Annotated in this window: 20 protein-coding genes; 12 read left to right on the top strand and 8 right to left on the bottom strand. The window is 42.9% G+C overall.

Annotation, left to right across the window (positions count from 1 at the left end):
- Positions 1-201 precede the first annotated feature (201 nt).
- A complete protein-coding gene (locus tag AC2VE5_RS04395) occupies positions 202-432 on the top strand; it encodes a hypothetical protein (protein WP_486886565.1) in 231 nt (76 codons plus the stop codon).
- Between the two features lie 10 nt (positions 433-442).
- Complete coding sequence (gene thiL / locus AC2VE5_RS04390) at positions 443-1423, top strand: thiamine-phosphate kinase (RefSeq protein ID WP_486886564.1); 981 nt, start codon at positions 443-445, stop codon at positions 1421-1423.
- Between the two features lie 4 nt (positions 1424-1427).
- Here thiL and AC2VE5_RS04385 read toward each other — a convergent pair whose 3' ends face one another.
- Positions 1428-1661, bottom strand: coding sequence for a hypothetical protein (locus tag AC2VE5_RS04385; protein WP_486886563.1), 234 nt, complete (start codon positions 1659-1661; stop codon positions 1428-1430).
- A 170-nt stretch (positions 1662-1831) separates the two neighbouring features.
- Positions 1832-2845: a type I glyceraldehyde-3-phosphate dehydrogenase gene (locus tag AC2VE5_RS04380; RefSeq protein ID WP_486886646.1), complete on the bottom strand. Its 1014-nt coding sequence runs from the start codon at positions 2843-2845 to the stop codon at positions 1832-1834.
- Between the two features lie 418 nt (positions 2846-3263).
- Between AC2VE5_RS04380 and murC the strand changes: the two genes are divergently transcribed.
- From murC to AC2VE5_RS04360, 4 genes are all read left to right on the top strand, one after another.
- Positions 3264-4742: a UDP-N-acetylmuramate--L-alanine ligase gene (gene murC / locus AC2VE5_RS04375; protein WP_486886562.1), complete on the top strand. Its 1479-nt coding sequence runs from the start codon at positions 3264-3266 to the stop codon at positions 4740-4742.
- Between the two features lie 14 nt (positions 4743-4756).
- The gene (gene murB, locus AC2VE5_RS04370; RefSeq protein WP_486886561.1) at positions 4757-5662 is read left to right on the top strand and encodes a UDP-N-acetylmuramate dehydrogenase; all 906 of its coding nucleotides are present in this window, start codon (positions 4757-4759) and stop codon (positions 5660-5662) included.
- Positions 5663-5747: 85 nt separating this feature from the next.
- On the top strand, positions 5748-6092 hold the full coding sequence (locus AC2VE5_RS04365) for a YbaB/EbfC family nucleoid-associated protein (protein WP_486886560.1): 345 nt from the start codon (positions 5748-5750) through the stop codon (positions 6090-6092).
- Positions 6093-6147: 55 nt separating this feature from the next.
- A complete protein-coding gene (locus tag AC2VE5_RS04360) occupies positions 6148-6618 on the top strand; it encodes a low molecular weight protein-tyrosine-phosphatase (protein ID WP_486886559.1) in 471 nt (156 codons plus the stop codon).
- Positions 6619-6626: 8 nt separating this feature from the next.
- Here AC2VE5_RS04360 and AC2VE5_RS04355 read toward each other — a convergent pair whose 3' ends face one another.
- Positions 6627-7289 (bottom strand): response regulator transcription factor, encoded by a 663-nt coding sequence (locus AC2VE5_RS04355; protein ID WP_486886558.1) that lies wholly within the window; start codon positions 7287-7289, stop codon positions 6627-6629.
- A 298-nt stretch (positions 7290-7587) separates the two neighbouring features.
- Here AC2VE5_RS04355 and smpB point away from each other — a divergent pair, with 298 nt between their 5' ends.
- The 3 genes from smpB (at position 7588) to AC2VE5_RS04340 (ending at position 9503) form a co-directional block, all read left to right on the top strand.
- Positions 7588-8055 carry an SsrA-binding protein SmpB gene (gene smpB, locus AC2VE5_RS04350; RefSeq protein ID WP_486886557.1) on the top strand — a complete coding sequence of 156 codons (468 nt, stop codon included), beginning with the start codon at positions 7588-7590 and terminating at the stop codon, positions 8053-8055.
- A 140-nt stretch (positions 8056-8195) separates the two neighbouring features.
- On the top strand, positions 8196-8507 hold the full coding sequence (locus tag AC2VE5_RS04345) for a WGxxGxxG family protein (RefSeq protein ID WP_486886556.1): 312 nt from the start codon (positions 8196-8198) through the stop codon (positions 8505-8507).
- 267 nt (positions 8508-8774) lie between these two features.
- The gene (locus tag AC2VE5_RS04340) at positions 8775-9503 is read left to right on the top strand and encodes a DUF3891 family protein (RefSeq protein WP_486886555.1); all 729 of its coding nucleotides are present in this window, start codon (positions 8775-8777) and stop codon (positions 9501-9503) included.
- 71 nt (positions 9504-9574) lie between these two features.
- Here AC2VE5_RS04340 and AC2VE5_RS04335 read toward each other — a convergent pair whose 3' ends face one another.
- From AC2VE5_RS04335 to AC2VE5_RS04315, 5 genes are all read right to left on the bottom strand, one after another.
- Positions 9575-9844 (bottom strand): NIL domain-containing protein, encoded by a 270-nt coding sequence (locus tag AC2VE5_RS04335; RefSeq protein ID WP_486886554.1) that lies wholly within the window; start codon positions 9842-9844, stop codon positions 9575-9577.
- Positions 9845-9897: 53 nt separating this feature from the next.
- Complete coding sequence (cysW, locus tag AC2VE5_RS04330; protein WP_486886553.1) at positions 9898-10773, bottom strand: sulfate ABC transporter permease subunit CysW; 876 nt, start codon at positions 10771-10773, stop codon at positions 9898-9900.
- A complete protein-coding gene (cysT, locus tag AC2VE5_RS04325; RefSeq protein ID WP_486886552.1) occupies positions 10763-11617 on the bottom strand; it encodes a sulfate ABC transporter permease subunit CysT in 855 nt (284 codons plus the stop codon). Before cysT ends, cysW begins: the two co-directional genes overlap by 11 nt.
- A 43-nt stretch (positions 11618-11660) precedes the next feature.
- A complete protein-coding gene (locus AC2VE5_RS04320) occupies positions 11661-12710 on the bottom strand; it encodes a sulfate ABC transporter substrate-binding protein (RefSeq protein ID WP_486886551.1) in 1050 nt (349 codons plus the stop codon).
- A gap of 222 nt (positions 12711-12932) precedes the next feature.
- Positions 12933-13592 (bottom strand): riboflavin synthase, encoded by a 660-nt coding sequence (locus tag AC2VE5_RS04315; protein WP_486886550.1) that lies wholly within the window; start codon positions 13590-13592, stop codon positions 12933-12935.
- Positions 13593-13864: 272 nt separating this feature from the next.
- Between AC2VE5_RS04315 and AC2VE5_RS04310 the strand changes: the two genes are divergently transcribed.
- The 3 genes from AC2VE5_RS04310 to crtA all read left to right on the top strand — a co-directional run.
- Positions 13865-14368, top strand: coding sequence for a bifunctional nuclease family protein (locus AC2VE5_RS04310; protein WP_486886549.1), 504 nt, complete (start codon positions 13865-13867; stop codon positions 14366-14368).
- A gap of 10 nt (positions 14369-14378) precedes the next feature.
- Positions 14379-15506, top strand: a complete 1128-nt coding sequence (locus AC2VE5_RS04305) for an aldo/keto reductase (RefSeq protein WP_486886548.1) — start codon at positions 14379-14381, stop codon at positions 15504-15506.
- 72 nt (positions 15507-15578) lie between these two features.
- On the top strand, positions 15579-16230 hold a 652-nt coding region (crtA, locus tag AC2VE5_RS04300), incomplete at its 3' end, for a cyanoexosortase A (RefSeq protein ID WP_486886547.1).

Below are 16230 nucleotides of genomic sequence, written 5' to 3'. Positions count from 1 at the left end.
TTAGTAGATAAACTCAATAAAGCGCCAATTTCTTCTAAATAGCTGCTATATTTACGTCAATTTCTGTTACAATTCTAGCACATTTTGGGGGTAGTAGTTGGTATTGGCAAGGCTTTAAGTTGTAAGGTTTTCTGTCTTCAGATAGTGGGTAGCTGTAAGGAAAAAAAATTAAGCTAAAGCGTCCAGTTGCAAAAATTACTTATGAATAGCGAAACAACTCCCAGCCAAGCAGAAAAAAGTACCGAAAACGAGGAAGTTGAAGTAAAAGCAGAAGTTCTCGATCGCATCAAGCACCCTCCGTCAATGGCTGATGCGATGATGGACTTAAGCCCCGAAGAACGACTCAGCAACCCGGCGGTTGTACCGCAGATGTACGACGAACCAGGCGACTTGAGAGACGACAGGAAACGCGACGAAAAACGCGACGAATGAGCAAACCACATTGCAACTAATTCGAGATATTGGCGAAAAAGGTCTTTTAGAGCGGTTGCAGAAGTTTTGCCTTGCCGAAGTTATTGGCGATGATGGGGCAGTAATGCCAACAAAGCCAGGACATTCTCTAGTTGTGACAACCGATGTACTGGTAGATAAAGTGCATTTTAGCGATCGCACTACTTCCCCGGAAGATGCTGGATGGCGCGCGGTGGCTGCAAATTTGTCCGATTTGGCAGCAATGGGCGCAACTCCATTAGGTATTACCGTCGGTTTGGCGCTTCCGGGGGATGTGGCTGTTGATTGGGTAGAGCGGCTATATCAGGGGATGAATCAATGCTTGCAAACTTACAATACAGCGATTATTGGCGGCGATCTGTGCAAGTCATCGGTAATTACGATCGCAATTACAGCTTTTGGACAAGTGGAACCCCGCGATATTATCCGTCGCGACGGGGCTAAAGTCGGAGATGCGATCGTTGTAACAGGCGTTCATGGTGCATCCCGCGCTGGTTTAGAGTTATTGCTGCATCCAGAATTAGGGCAAAATTTGAGTAATAGTGATCGCTTTTCATTAATTACAGCCCATCAACGCCCCCAACCTAGACTAGATGTATTGCCTTTACTGAAGCAAATTGCACTACCAATTGCCGGGATGGATAGCAGTGATGGATTGGCAGATGCGGTATTGCAGCTTTGTCAAGCAAGTTCTGTAGGTGCAATTATTGAGCATCGAAATATCCCAATGCCTAGAACTTTTGGTAACTGGCTTACCTCACAGCAAGCTTTAGATTACGCTTTATACGGCGGTGAAGATTTTGAATTAGTGTTATGTATGCCCGTAGTTGAAGCTCAAAAAATAGTCCAAAAACTCAACAGTGCGGCGATTATTGGCACAATAACAGCGAATAAACAAGTAAGGTTATGGGACGAGTCCAATCAAAATCCTGACCAACTACTTACTTTTGAACAAGGCTTTCAACATTTTTGATACTTTAATTTGTTAATCCAAAAACCTTAGCAAATCCTCCCAAAACCGCTAGAATCAGACCAATAATTACCCCTCGCAGGATAAACTCCTGGGTATCCAATCGTTTAGTGATGCCATCAACTTTTTTTGCCAATACCTCAACTTTTACCTTTAACTCCGAAACATCTTCCCCAATTTTGTCAACTTTGTTTTCTAGCCTAGTTAGGATCTCTTTCAAGTCATACTCAATAGCCGTCATTGTTTCCTCCTAACAAATACTTCTCTTTATTCCGTTTTAACGGACAATTCATCAAAAATTTGCCTAAACGAAAACCCCGACGAAGTTCTTTACCTCAACCGGGGCTTTCAACACTTTTGACTTTGCGGATTATTCACAAAGGGCAGCAAATTGACTTAAGAAGTAATACTTTAAACCCACTTTTGAGCCATTAATTCAGCCAAATCAACTACTCGTTGACTATAACCCCACTCGTTATCGTACCAAGCCATAACTTTAACCATGTCATTACCCATAACCATCGTTAGACTAGCATCCACAATTGAAGATGCGTCATGACCTTTATAGTCTGACGAAACTAGGGGTAAATCGCTGTATGCCAAAATGCCTTTGAGAGAACTTTCTGCCGCTTCTTGCAAAACTTGATTTACTTCTTCTGCGAAGGTATGTTTCTCAACTTGGATTACCAAGTCTACCATCGAAACGTTGGGAGTAGGTACGCGCAAAGCTACACCGTTGAGCTTACCTTTTAGGGCTGGCAATACCAAAGCCACAGCTTTAGCTGCACCCGTTGAAGTTGGAACAATATTCATGGCTGCCGCTCTTGCCCGTCTGACATCGCGGTGACTAGCATCTAATAAACGTTGATCTCCCGTATAACTGTGGGTAGTCGTCATTGTGCCTTTGATAATGCCGAACTTTTCGTGCAAAACTTTAGCAATGGGCGCTAGACAATTAGTCGTACAACTAGCATTACTAATGACAACGTGCTGTTCGTGGTTGTAATCGTGGTCGTTGACCCCCATTACAAACGTACCATCATCATTTTTTCCGGGAGCCGTAATTAATACTTTTTTAGCACCAGCTTTTATGTGCTTAGATGCCCCTTCTTTGCTGACAAAAACCCCTGTAGATTCAATGATTAGGTCAATTTCCCAATCTTTCCAAGGCAAGTTTTCCGGGTTGCGATCGCTTGTACACTTAATAGTCTTGCCGTTAACTATTATTGAGTTGTCATCGGCGCTAATATCTGCACCGTTCAACGTTCCTAGCATCGTGTCATACTTCAGCAGGTGAGCGTTGGTTTTTGGATCGGAAGTGTCATTGATGGCGACAAGATCGATATTACTATTTTCTCGACCAAGCCAGCACCTTGTAAAGTTGCGCCCGATGCGTCCAAACCCGTTGATCGCGACTCTAATCACAGCGTCTTGCCCTCTGGTGTGTTGAATAAACTTTTGGTATTGAACCACATCATATCGCAAAGGGTGGTTCATTATAACTTGCTGTTGGGGAGCTTGCTGAAAATATCCAAGTTTCCTTTAGATCTAGCCCAAGTAATACAATCCCAGCCTTGGGTGAGTAGTTTGCAAGTAAATTAAATAATTTTATTCATTAAACATTTGAGAGCGGTCAAAACTAAGATAATCTAAATATTTTTAACCATTAAAAATGGCTGTTTGCACTGCAATTGCTCAGTTTGACCGCATTGGCGTAAAAAATCTATCAAAATGTACATAGAAAAAAACATTGATTGTACTACCTACAAGATCTAATTCTTGATATGATAGCGCGTGACATTCATCCCCAATCGGGTGGTGCGGTGGGGTGTAAGGAGCAAAAATGCCAAATTCTGTTGACTTTAGCGGCAAACCATTTCATTTTATCGGTATTGGTGGAATTGGAATGTCTGCCTTGGCTTATATTTTGGCTAAACGCCAACTGCCTGTATCTGGCTCAGACACTCGTTCTAGCAATATTACGCAAAAGCTACAAGCAATTGGAGCGCAGATTTTTAATCGCCAAGCTGCCAGCAATTTAGAATTTTTCTTAGCAAAAAGTACCCGTCAAGCTGCCGTTGAAACAGAAGTAAGTTGCGATCGCGCGATCACAACTACCATTGATAAGTCAGCAATTGGCAACTCCCACTTACCCCAAGTAATCTACTCTACAGCTATAAATGCAGCAAATTTAGAATATAAAGCAGCGCTAGATTTAGGTTGCCTATTGATTCACCGCTCCGACTTACTCGCCGCTTTAATTGAGGAATATTCTACGATTGCTGTTGCCGGAACTCACGGCAAAACTACCACAAGTAGTGCAATTGCTTATATGCTACTGCAAGCAGGTCTAGACCCCACAATCGTTGTAGGCGGGGAAGTATTGGCTTGGGAAGGTAACGCCAGACTTGGGCAAAGTAAGTATTTGGTCGCCGAAGCCGATGAATCTGATGGCTCGTTGGTTAAGTTATCTGCGGCGATTGGTGTAGTCACAAATATTGAACTAGATCACCCCGACCATTATGTAGACTTGGAACAAGTAGTAACAACCTTTCTTACTTTTGCTAATCGCTGCGATACTTTGATAGGCTGCGTTGATTGCCAAACAGTAAAAAATCGCCTCAAACCCCAAGTTAGCTATAGTTTGGAGCCTACGGGCGCAGATTATACTGTCAGCGATATTGAGTACCGCGCCGATGGCACAACCGCCACTGTGTGGGAGCAGGGACAAGCTCTAGGGACATTGAATTTACGCTTATTGGGCAAGCACAATCTTAGTAATGCGATCGCATCAGTAGCTGTAGGTAGGTTGCTCAAGCTAGATTTTGCTACTATTGCCCAAAGCCTTGCTACCTTTGTCGGCGCAAGTCGTCGTTTTGAAGTACGGGGCGAAGCGGGTGGAATTACTTTTATTGACGATTACGCCCACCATCCCAGCGAAATCCGCGCCACCCTAGAATCAGCGCGTTTGCAAGCAAAACCGGGAGCGAGAGTAGTAGCAATTTTTCAACCCCACCGCTACAGCCGGACGTTGACATTTTTAACAGAGTTTGCCGGATCTTTCCCAGATGCCGATTTAGTAGTAGTTACAGATATTTACAGCGCCGGAGAGCAAGATGTGGGCTTAGTTAGCAGCCAAAAATTGGTAGAGTTAATTGCCAAACAACAAACAGAAGTAACATACCAACCTAGCCTAAACGATGTTTCTCAGTTTCTGCTCGAAAACCTCCGCCCTGGAGACATTGCTTTATTTTTAGGAGCGGGAAACCTCAATCAAATTATCCCCAGCGCGATTTCTGCCATTGCTCAACTATCTGCCTAACTCCTACTAGCCCTATGAACCTCCCTGCCGCCGAAGGTCAAATTAAAGCCCAAGTCTCTCTTGCCACCTTAACCTCGTTTCGAGTAGGAGGCCCTGCCCAATGGTACGCCGCACCGCGTAACTTAGAGGAATTAAGAGCTAGTTTTGAATACGCTCAAAGGCGGGAATTAAAAATTACCATGCTGGGAGCGGGGTCTAATTTACTAATTAGCGATCGCGGTATTCCTGGATTGGTAATTAGCACTCGTCACCTGCGCCACAGCCAATTTGATCCCCAAACAGGTCAACTTACCGTCGCCGCCGGGGAGCCATTGCCGAGACTTGCATGGCAAGCCGCCGAAAGAGGCTGGCAAGGCTTGGAATGGGCGGTAGGAATACCAGGGAGTATTGGGGGTGCGGTAGTGATGAATGCTGGCGCTCATAAAAGCTGCATGGCAGATATGTTGATTAATGCCCAAGTGCTTTTACCGTCTGGAGAAATAGAAAATCTAACTTTAGAGGAATTAGGTTATACCTACCGTACTTCTTCATTGCAAGGAAGCGATCGCTTAGTTACTCAAGCTACTTTGCAACTCCAACCAGGCTTCGATCCAAGCCAAGTGATGGCAACGACTAGCCAACATCTAGAGCAACGAAAAACAAGTCAACCTTACCATTTACCCAGTTGTGGCAGCGTATTTCGCAATCCTCTACCTTACACGGCAGGTTGGCTAATTGAGCAAAGCGGACTCAAAGGCTACCAAGTGGGTGCTGCCCAAGTAGCGCAACGCCATGCCAATTTTATTCTCAATTGCGGCGGTGCTAAAGCAAACGATATTTTTAGCCTCATTAACCACGTCCAGCAACAAGTACAGCAAAATTGGTCGATTTGGCTGCATCCAGAAGTAAGAATGTTGGGAGAATTTCAACCAATTGGTTAATCGCGCTGGCAAATAACTCTAGGAACTTCCGCAGCGCATCTATAATTTAATGGAACTTTAATAGCATTATTAAGCGATTAATATCATGACAAAAGGACAAGGGTTTGGGTTTGGGTTAGGCAAGATGAAAGAATTAGCTGATGCTTTTAAAAAAGCCCAGCAAGTTCAAGAAAATGCTAAAACCCTCCAATTAGAATTGGAGCAAATGGAAATACCCGGCGAAGCTGGTGGTGGGTTAGTTAAAGTAGTCTTGAGCGGCAATCAAGAACCGAGGCGGGTAGAAATTTCCCCCGACGCTGTATCCGAGGGAGCGGAGGTACTTTCTGACCTCGTAACTGCGGCAATGAAAGATGCTTACAACAAGTCTACGGCGGTAATGCGCGAACGGATGGAAGAACTAACCAGTGGTTTAGAGTTACCAGGGATGTAAATACGCGCGAGTGCGGCGCTAGTTTAATAGTAGTGCCAGCACTCCGAGCAAACTTATGACGTGCAAACTTTTATTTGTCTGTTTGGGCAATATCTGTAGGTCGCCTACGGCAGAAAATATTATGAATCATTTGATCGAGCAGGCAAATTTGGGAAGTAGTATTGTCTGCGATTCGGCAGGTACGGCAGGCTACCATGTGGGCAATCCTCCCGATCGCCGTATGAGTTTCGCTGCCGCAAATAAGCTAGGTATTGAGCTAGTGGGTCAAGCAAGGCAGTTGCAAGCATCGGATTTGAAAGATTTTGACTTAATCTTAGCGATGGATAAAGCCAATTACCAAGATATTTTGGCGCTTGACTCCACAGGAGAGTACAGCGATAAAATTCATTTGATGTGCGATTATTGCTCCAAATATTCCACTCAAGAAGTCCCCGATCCTTATTACGGCGGTACAGAAGGCTTTGATCGCGTTATTGATTTACTCTTGGATGCCTGTACGGGGTTGTTGCAAGCGGTAAAAAAATAATCTCTAATCTACTCTACTAACCGATTTTTCATCGCGAAACCAACTAACTCTGCCCGGTTGCTAGTAGTGGTTTTTCTCAATAAACTACTAACGTATTTTTCAACGGTGCGGGGACTCAAATGTAAGCGGGTGCCGATCTCTGCATTAGAAAGCCCGTGAGTGAGTAATAACACTACCTGCTGTTCGCGCAAAGTTAGATGTAGGAGTAACCCATTGCTTTGGGTAGGAGTCGCCTTAGAAGGCTGTAATTGAGCGCTAACTTCCCCTATAAACGACGCGAGATATTCAGAGTGCAACATTTGACTCCGCTCTAAAAGGTTATGGATTGCTGCACCTAGTTCCTTTAAGTCAAAAGGTTTGGGTAAATAGATATCGCAACCTGACTTATACCCTTGGATTCGTTCTTCCGTTTTATTTCTACCACTCAGAAATATCACTGGTAACAAGCGAAATACTGGATGCTGGCGCACTTGTTTTACCAGTTCGTAACCATTTAGCCGGGGCATCACAATATCTGTCACCATCAAATGGGGATGATAAGCTTCTACCATCTCCAACGCAGATTGACCGTCAACAGCCATGACAACGGTATAACCATACATTTCTAGGTAATCGCCGATTGCTAGACGAGTCCCTGAATCATCATCAGCAATTAGGATCGTCAAAGGCATGATCAAAAACTAACATAATACAACTGGAGCTAAAACAATCAACAAACGCAATGTCTATATAGTTGACTAAATTATTGCAACCTCTAACAAATAAACGGTTATAAGCAAACAAATTAAGAAATTAACGCGGACTAAGTATAAATACTTTTACCTCATTATTAGGCTACTTAATATAAAAATAAGCGATCGCTCAAATCTGTACTTATACCTTTAAATAGACAATTAGTTAATTTTTTTGATTAATATGGATAAACGCTTCCTATCTCCAGATCAAAAATTGAAGCTGTAATAAGTCTACATGAGCGAAAAGAGCGAAAGTTACAAAGTAGTTAGCGATAATCGTCAAGCCCGTTACCAATATGAAATTCTCGAAACTTACGAAGCCGGACTTCAGCTAGTAGGAACAGAAGTAAAATCTATTCGTGAAGGTAAAGCAAACCTCACTGATGGCTATGCCTTAATTCGTGAAGGCGAAGCATGGCTAATCAACGTCCATATTTCTCCTTATACAGGGAGTGGTAGATATTTCAATCACGAACCCCGCCGCAACCGCAAATTACTCCTCCATCGTCAAGAAATTCGCAAGTTGATTGGCAAGGTTGAACAGCAGGGCTTAACATTAGTAGCATTGAAGATGTACCTAAAAAAAGGCTTAGTCAAAGTTACTATTGGGCTTTGTAAAGGTAAAAAATTGCACGACAAACGGGAAGATTTGAAACGCCGTCAAGATCGGCGCGATATTGAAAGAGCAATGAAAAATTATTAATCCAAGAGATTAGTTACAGCGTTGTATCTCTTTAGTAAGACTACAAAACGCTGCAAATTTATAGCGGAAGATTGATTTTAATTGCGGACAAAACCGATAACTTAATAGGGACTCGCAAATAAATTCAGGAAAACCATACTATGAAACGTTCTAATTTATCAGTTCTATTTGGTGCTAGTGCTATTGGTCTAAGCCTAGCAATTCTACCTTTGTCTTTACCAGTTTCCGCTCAAACAGATACGGCTCCCGGAACAACAACGGCTCCTAACACTACAACTACTGAGCCAGTGCAAGGTATTAATAATGTTAACACTGGCGATCGCGATTTTGATTGGGGCTGGTTGGGATTAATTGGTCTTGCTGGTTTAGCAGGTTTGTCTCGCAAGCATGAAGAACCTACACGTTACCGCGATCCTGACCCCATCAACACAACCCCAGGCTACAGAGAGTAAAGCCTAACGTGCTTTGTCATAATGGCAAAAATTGAGTTATCTCGTCTTGCAAGTAGAAAACACAAAGTAAATAGCAAATTTTCTACTGCTCGTAAATATTCAAATTTTCGTAAAGCCTCAGAATATCCTCTGAGGCTTTATTTGTACTGAGTCCAAAAAGTAACGATGAATTTTTCTCAAGCTGCGGTTGTCAATCCGTATTCTGAGAGAGGCAGAATTCAGCAAATTCAGGGGATGATGGCAAAATAAAAATAACAGCAAAAGTAGATGATTGCAAACCAACACGAAAAAGGATGGGAAATCATATACCATCGCGCCCATGCCTTACTAGCGGCGGAAATAGCAGGACACTGGCACGCTAAAGATAGACCAAAACGAATAATTGAGACTGTAGCAGCTATTTCTCATCACGACGATTTGGAGCGCGAATGGTCAGAAAAAAACCTGACCCCCGCAGGTACTCCCTTAGATTTCACCCTAGATAAAGAAACTGACTTAAAAAAGCTCAAAGAACATACGCTTAATTCTCGCTACCGGGGGCGATGGGTGGCAATGTTAATTTCTATGCACACCAGCTTTCTCAATGAAGGGAAACGAGGAGAATCGCCGGAACTTGATAGCTTTTTGGCCGAACAACTGGCAAATCAAGCAAAATGGCGCAAAGAATTAAAAGTTAGTAAAGAAGAAGCTGAAAAAGCTTATGCTTTTTTTCAATGGTGCGATCGCTTTTCGTTAATTCTTTGCAATCGCGAGTTACCCGCCGGAGAACGAGCTTTAGAAATTAGTAAAGGACCCGACGGCAAGCGCTATGATGTGATGGAAACAAGCGACGGGAATGTCTGCATCGAACCTTGGCCTTTTGAGCAAGAAAAGTTTACCGTTGCTGTTGAAGCAAGTTATTTAGAGCAAGTACAGTTTACTGATAGCGCCGAACTTACTACAGCACTGCAAAATGCGCCGATTAAATTATTGGAGTGGACGCTAGTTAAGCAATAAATAATAAGCGGCAAGATTGATTCGAGGTTTAGGAGAAGTATTATATATTACATATTTCTCCCGCTCCCTTATTACCAGCCATCTTCCTCGGCTGTTGATTGACCCCAGATTTCTAAATCCAACTCATTGAGGTAAGTCAAGGCACTTTGAATTTGTTCTGGTTTACCTCGTAATTCCAATTCAAACCAGCCATCATCTCGCGTATTTGCACCGAGTAAAGCGGCGACAATATTTACAGCGATGCCGTAGTGGGAAACTAAACGCGAAATTATTGGTTCTTCGTGCAAGTCTTTGGGAATGTGAATTTTGATCCGCGTTTGAGTTTGTCTTGATGTCTGCAAAGGTAAATGAGATGAAAAATTGCGATTATTTTGAGCAGTTATAACGCACTCTCCTATTCAATATCTTTGATTTGAGTTTTACGTTCGAGAATTTCTTTCAATACCAATGTTACTAAAGCTAAACCTGCCAGCAATACCGCCGCCGCAAAGGCAGACTCGGTTTGATATTGTTTGTAAGCTTCCTCAACAAATAGGGGCAAAGTTTGAGTTTTACCACCAATATTTCCCGATACAACCGACACTGCGCCAAATTCTCCCATAACTCTAGCATTGGTCAAAATCACGCCATAGAGCAAGCCCCAGCGAATATTTGGGAGAGTAACGCGCCAAAATATTTGCCAATCGCTTGCACCTAAAGTTTTTCCTGCTTCTTCTTGGTCAAAACCAGATTCTTCCAAAACTGGAATCACCTCACGCGCCACAAAAGGCATGGTAATAAAAGCACTAGCAATTACCATTGCTGGCAGAGCAAAAATAATTTTAATATTTGTCGCCTCTAAAATTGGACTAAACCAGCCATTACGACCGTAAAGCAGCACGAGCATTAGTCCCGCTACCACCGGAGAAACAGCAAAAGGTATGTCTAAAATACTAATTAGCAACGCGCGACCGCGAAACTGGTTGCGGGCAAGTACCCACGCCGCACATAGTCCAAAAACTGTATTAATCGGGACAACAATTAAGGCAATTATGACTGTGAGTTTGACTGCATGGAGAAAAACAGGGGTTGTTAAGTTTTGGAAAAAAGGCCCAAAACCTGACTTAAAGGCTTGAGCAAAGACATTTGCTGCCGGAATAAATAGAATTAAGCAAAGATAAGAAATCGCAATTCCAATTAAAACAAATTTTACCCAAGAGCGATCGCTTGACGCTGATTTTTTCTTTGCTAAACCTGGATTAAAAGACTTACCAGCAATATTAGAGTTCATAGCGTCGTCCCCAAGCTTGTAATAGGTTGATTGCTAAAAGAACCAATAGAGAAATAAACAGCAAAACCGTACCAATCACCGTTGCGCCCGAATAGTCGTACTGTTCCAACCGTTGAATAATTAGCACCGAGGCAATTAGGTCTTGAAAGGGAATATTAGAGGCGACAATAACCACTGAACCGTATTCTCCCACCGCACGAGAAAAAGCTAAAGCTATACCCGTCAGCATCGCTGGCATCAAAGGCGGTAATATTACCCGCCAAAAAGTCTGCCATCTAGAAGCCCCCAAAGACCATGCTGCTTCTTCGATCTCTTTTTCCATTTCTTGCAGTACAGGCTGCAAAGCCCGTACGACAAAGGGCAAGGAAATAAATAACATCGCCACCCCCACACCCAAGCGCGTAAAGGCGATTTTAATTCCGTAGGGTGCTACCAAGGAACCAAGCCAACCGTTATCGCTATAAACTGTTGCTAAAGTCAAACCGGCAACGGAAGTAGGCAACGCAAAAGGTAAATCGATAGCCGCATCTACTAGCCGTTTGAGGGGGAAATCGTACCGAACCAACACCCAAGCAATCAACAGTCCCAAAACTCCGTTAATCAGAGCAGCAACAAAGGCGGTAACGAAGGTAACATCATAAGTTGCCAAAGCTACTGGACTTGTGGCAATTTTCCAAAAGTCAATCGGTTTTTCTGTAGCTGCTTTTAATATCAACGCGGATACTGGCAACAACAAGATAATTGTCAGATAACCTAAAGTAATTCGCCAAGGCAAAGACAGCCCTAATAGTTTGTTTAGGGGTTCCCATCCCGGTTTTTTTTGCTTGGAGTAAGAAGATACCATTTATAGTTTTGTACTCAAGAGGTTGGTAATTTGTCAGCTATGCCTAATTAGCTTGGATCTTGTCAAAAATTGCTCCGTCTTCAAAAAACTTTTTCTGAACTTCATCCCATCCCCCCATATCTTGGGCAGTAAATAAAGTTTTGATCGGCACGTACTGCTTTGTGACTTCGGCAGCTACCGTAGGATCGACAGGTCGAAAGCCTACTTTAGCAAATTCCCGTTGTGCTTCTGGGGTATAAAGATATTCCACAAAGGCTTGGGCGATTTCTCTTGTCCCGTGTTTGTCAACGTTGGTATCTACTACGGCGACAGGATTGTCAATGGAGATATTCACGTCAGGAACTACGTAAGGCAATTTTTCGTCATTTAAACCCGCTAAAATTACTTCATTTTCGTAGTTAATTAGTACATCTCCCTGTCCTTGCTTAAAAAACACATCGCTTGACTCGCGGGCATCTCTGGGCAAAACCGGGGCATTTTTAATCACTTTAGTTGTATATTCCAGCGCTTGCGCTTCATCGCCTCCGGTTCTTGTTACCGAACCCCACAAACCTAAGAAGTTCCATCTAGCACCACCGGAAGTTTTGGGATTGGCAGTAATTACGCCTACTCCCGGTTTAGCTAAGTCTGCCCAAGTTTTAATGCCTTTGGGATTGCCTTCGCGAGTAACTAAAACCGCTACAGACTTATGCGCGATCGCATTATTAGGTGCTTCTTTTTCCCATCCCGGCGCAATTAGTCCGGCTTGCTCAATTTTTTTTATATCTAATGCCAAAGCTAAAGCTACTATATCAGCGTCTAATCCATCAATCACCGCACGGGTTTGAGAGCCACTACCGCCGTAGCTTTGGTTAAAGGTGACGTTTTGATTTTTTTCTTGCTTCCACTTAGCGGTAAATTGAGGAATGATTTTTTCGTAGGCAGCGCGGGTAACAGCGTAGGAGACAAGAGTTAATTCTTTGTCGCCCGTAGGATTATTAGTGCTGTTTCCTCCCGCCGAACAAGCAGCGATCGCACTTGATAATACTACTCCTACCAAAAATAACGCTACAAAGTTTTTTAACTTGTTTTTGGTTATACGCCACCAACTCATACTTAATTTCTCCTATTAATCCCCGGTTAATCGGTCGGGATACCGGACTATTATATCAAAGTAGATGATACAGGAGAATTAGGCAACAGATAAAATCTTTACGGCAAGGTAGTGTTATCAAGCTAAAATTTACGCCAGCTTAAAGTAGCGATTTCTGATGACGAAAAAGCTACTCAAATTGCGATCGCAATAGCGAAACTAATCAGGGTTGAATTAGATTACTTACAAGTAGCCATTTTCTGCTAAAAAGGCTGGAGTTAAATCACTATCGACATCTTGCCGAGAATTAGGGATTAATTTCTCCATATACTTACCCAAAATATCTGCTTCCAAATTTACCGCATCTCCTAGTTGCAAATGAGCTAGGTTTGTTTCGGCGTAAGTTAGGGGAATAACCGCTACTTTGAACCAACAACGAGCATCATCATAATCGGCAATAGTTAAACTTATCCCATTGATAGCAATGCTACCCTTGGGGACAATGTAACGCGCGATCGCCTTAGTCGTTGTAAAACTCATCTCCCAAGAAGTCGCCGTTTGCTCCTTAGCATCCAAGTAACCAACTCCGTCTATGTGTCCCATCACAAAATGCCCCCCCAACTTACTCCCCACGCGCAAAGAAGTTTCTAAGTTGACAAAATTATCATCTTGTTGCCTTTGAGCAAGAGTAGTACGCCCAAGCGTTTCTGGAGAAACCGCAGCGATAAATCCTTGGGGCAAAACTTCCACAACAGTAAGACAAATACCATCTACCGCCACGCTATCACCAAGGGCAAGATCGGTCAAAATTAAACTAGCATTATCATCATTGCAATTGACACTTAGGCGATCGCTTCCTAGAGAGCGAACTTGTCCTAATGCTTGAACTAATCCTGTAAACATGAAACCTCGACTCTGGCAAAAAATCTGTCTAAATAAAAATCATCTTAATTTCTTCTAATCTGCTTTACATAAATCCGATCAAGACGGGTCATACTTGGGTAATGAAGGTTTGTTCAACACCGCAAAAAATTAAATATTCCTCCTAGATTGGAGTTAAATTGATTCAATTATCACTATAAATATGTATAACTTCCCTACCACCTTACATCTAGCTCTAGTGTACCCCCTTGCCACAATCGCTATAAATACAAAGGATTTTAGAGGCTACGTCAATGATTGAAATGAGAGTTGCTGGCATTGCTATAGATGCTGTAAACCGCAGCCCGATTGTATTGCTAAAAGATGGAACCGAGCGCCGAGCGCTACCAATTTATATAAATCAAGACCAAGCTAAGGCAATTATCAGCGCCTTAGAAAACCAAAAACCGCCCCGCCCGCTAACTCATGATTTGATGGCAAATATGCTAGAAGTCTGGGGTATGACTTTAGATCGCGTGGTGATTCACTCCATCCAAGATGGTACATTTTACGCTGTCTTGAGCCTCCGCTTTGGCGAAGTCAAAAAAGACATTGATGCGCGTCCAAGCGACGCTATTGCGATCGCTCTGCGTACCAATAGCCCTATCTGGGTGATGGAAGAAGTAATTGCCGATGCCTCTATTCCTGTCGATCGAGATGCAGATGAAGCTGAACAGCAAGCTTTTAAAGAATTTCTATCCAATCTCCGCCCAGAAGATTTGATTCAAGGCAAAGGCTTTGGTTTGGGAGAATCTTGAGCGATCTTTTATGCGTTATCGACGTTTTGGTAAAACCAATCTTTATTTGTCCGTCTTCTCTTTAGGAACGATGCGCTACTTGGCATCCCCAGAAAATGCGCAAAAGACAGTAGAAAAAGCGCTGGCTTTAGGCATCAATCATTTTGAAACTGCTAGAGGTTACGGCAAAAGTGAGGAGTATTTGGGAGCGACGTTAGCTCAAAGCTTGCCCGCAGAACGGAGTCAAATCTATATCACTACTAAAATCACCCCAACGATAGATGCTGATTCTATGCGTCGGCATATTGACGAATCTTTGCAGCGCTTGCAGCTAGATTACATAGATTGTCTGGCAATTCACGGGATCAACACTTGGGAACATCTCCAGTTGGTACAGCACAATGAGGGCTGTATGCAAGCGGTACAAGCCGCCGTAGACGATGGACGAGTCAAGCACGTTGGGTTTTCAAGTCACGGCTCTTTAGACTTAATCAGCGCGGCGATTAATTCCAACTTATTTGAATTTGTCAGCTTGCATTACTACTACTTTTTTCAACGCAATGCCGCCGCCCTAGAATTAGCCAAAACAAAAGATTTGGGGATATTTATTATCTCTCCTGCAGATAAAGGCGGCAAGCTTTATACCCCGCCTCAAAAGCTGATTGATTTGTGTTATCCCCTCACACCCTTAGAATTAAATTACCGTTTTTTGCTTAGCGATCCCAAGATTTCTACCCTCAGTGTAGGAGCAGCTACGGCGGAAGAATTGATCGCACCGCTCCAACAAAGCGATCGCGACGAGCCTTTGACACCTATTGAAATTGCTGCTTGCCAACGCTTAGAGGAGCAATTAAATCAAATAGAACCGCAAAAATGCAGTCAATGCTACGCCTGCTTGCCTTGCCCAGAAAATATTAACATTCCCGAAATTTTACGTCTACGTAATCTTGCGGTTGCCTACGATATGATTGACTATGGAAATTATCGTTACACAATGTTAGAAAATGCTGGTCATTGGTTTCCCGGAACCAATGGGAGTCGTTGCACAACTTGCAGTGACTGCCTGCCTCGGTGTCCAGAACAACTAGATATTCCTGCCCTGTTAGCTGATGCTCACCAAAAGCTCAACGGCTCCCCCCGCCGTCGCCTGTGGGGCTAAGTATAAAAACTAACGTTTTTAATAACTAGGTAGCTTTTTGCCAAAAGAAAATTAGTCTAAGCCATTAAAACTATGAAAAACAATTCCCTTGCGGCAATAAAACCTCTAGAAAATACTCTGTTTTGGTTATTAGCGATTTCTGCAAGCTTAACTGCTGTCTACGTCAGTTTGTATACAAAGCTTGATGGTGACTTAAGCCAAGTAACGATCAGTTTGCTAGGCTTGGGGGCAGTGTTTTCTTTACTAGCCGAGAAGCGTGAAAAATTGATACTCGAAAGCGATCTTTTTTCAAGTTTGCTAGGTATTTTGTTAATTGCTTTTGTCCTAGTCAGAAGTAATTATGTTGACGCTATTGATTCTTTTGTGGAACTTACACCCTTTGTAGCCTTTCTAGGTGTAGCCCTCCTGGCTTCAGGTATTAAAGGACTGCGTCAGTATTGGTTAGAATTACTAATTATTTTTGCTTTTAATATACCTGTGGGGTATATTGCCAGCCGCTTAGACATATCAATAATTACAGCAAAATTTTCTTTTGCTTTTTTATCATATTTGGGCTTTCCCGTTCTGCGCCAAGGAGTAAATATTATTCTACCCACCGGAGCAATTGAAGTATACCCAGGCTGTTCGGGAATGGAAACTATGTCCCAGCTAATGAAGTTGGCAATACTATTTATAGTCATGTTTCCCACCAGCCTAACCAAAAAAATCATTGTTCCCCTTGCTG

The sequence above is a fragment of the Aliterella sp. E5.1 genome, assembly GCF_057473825.1.
This window is presented reverse-complemented; position numbering and strand designations above follow the sequence as displayed.

What these genes read in the sequence shown, in the direction of transcription:
- AC2VE5_RS04395 (WP_486886565.1), top strand. Translation starts at nt 202, where the DNA reads ATGAATAGCGAAACAACTCCCAGCCAAGCAGAAAAAAGTACCGAAAAC.
- AC2VE5_RS04385 (WP_486886563.1), bottom strand. Translation starts at nt 1,661, where the DNA reads ATGACGGCTATTGAGTATGACTTGAAAGAGATCCTAACTAGGCTAGAA.
- murC (WP_486886562.1), top strand. Translation starts at nt 3,264, where the DNA reads ATGCCAAATTCTGTTGACTTTAGCGGCAAACCATTTCATTTTATCGGT.
- murB (WP_486886561.1), top strand. Translation starts at nt 4,757, where the DNA reads ATGAACCTCCCTGCCGCCGAAGGTCAAATTAAAGCCCAAGTCTCTCTT.
- AC2VE5_RS04365 (WP_486886560.1), top strand. Translation starts at nt 5,748, where the DNA reads ATGACAAAAGGACAAGGGTTTGGGTTTGGGTTAGGCAAGATGAAAGAA.
- AC2VE5_RS04360 (WP_486886559.1), top strand. Translation starts at nt 6,148, where the DNA reads ATGACGTGCAAACTTTTATTTGTCTGTTTGGGCAATATCTGTAGGTCG.
- AC2VE5_RS04355 (WP_486886558.1), bottom strand. Translation starts at nt 7,289, where the DNA reads ATGCCTTTGACGATCCTAATTGCTGATGATGATTCAGGGACTCGTCTA.
- smpB (WP_486886557.1), top strand. Translation starts at nt 7,588, where the DNA reads ATGAGCGAAAAGAGCGAAAGTTACAAAGTAGTTAGCGATAATCGTCAA.
- AC2VE5_RS04345 (WP_486886556.1), top strand. Translation starts at nt 8,196, where the DNA reads ATGAAACGTTCTAATTTATCAGTTCTATTTGGTGCTAGTGCTATTGGT.
- AC2VE5_RS04340 (WP_486886555.1), top strand. Translation starts at nt 8,775, where the DNA reads ATGATTGCAAACCAACACGAAAAAGGATGGGAAATCATATACCATCGC.
- cysW (WP_486886553.1), bottom strand. Translation starts at nt 10,773, where the DNA reads ATGAACTCTAATATTGCTGGTAAGTCTTTTAATCCAGGTTTAGCAAAG.
- cysT (WP_486886552.1), bottom strand. Translation starts at nt 11,617, where the DNA reads ATGGTATCTTCTTACTCCAAGCAAAAAAAACCGGGATGGGAACCCCTA.
- AC2VE5_RS04320 (WP_486886551.1), bottom strand. Translation starts at nt 12,710, where the DNA reads ATGAGTTGGTGGCGTATAACCAAAAACAAGTTAAAAAACTTTGTAGCG.
- AC2VE5_RS04315 (WP_486886550.1), bottom strand. Translation starts at nt 13,592, where the DNA reads ATGTTTACAGGATTAGTTCAAGCATTAGGACAAGTTCGCTCTCTAGGA.
- AC2VE5_RS04310 (WP_486886549.1), top strand. Translation starts at nt 13,865, where the DNA reads ATGATTGAAATGAGAGTTGCTGGCATTGCTATAGATGCTGTAAACCGC.
- AC2VE5_RS04305 (WP_486886548.1), top strand. Translation starts at nt 14,379, where the DNA reads ATGCGTTATCGACGTTTTGGTAAAACCAATCTTTATTTGTCCGTCTTC.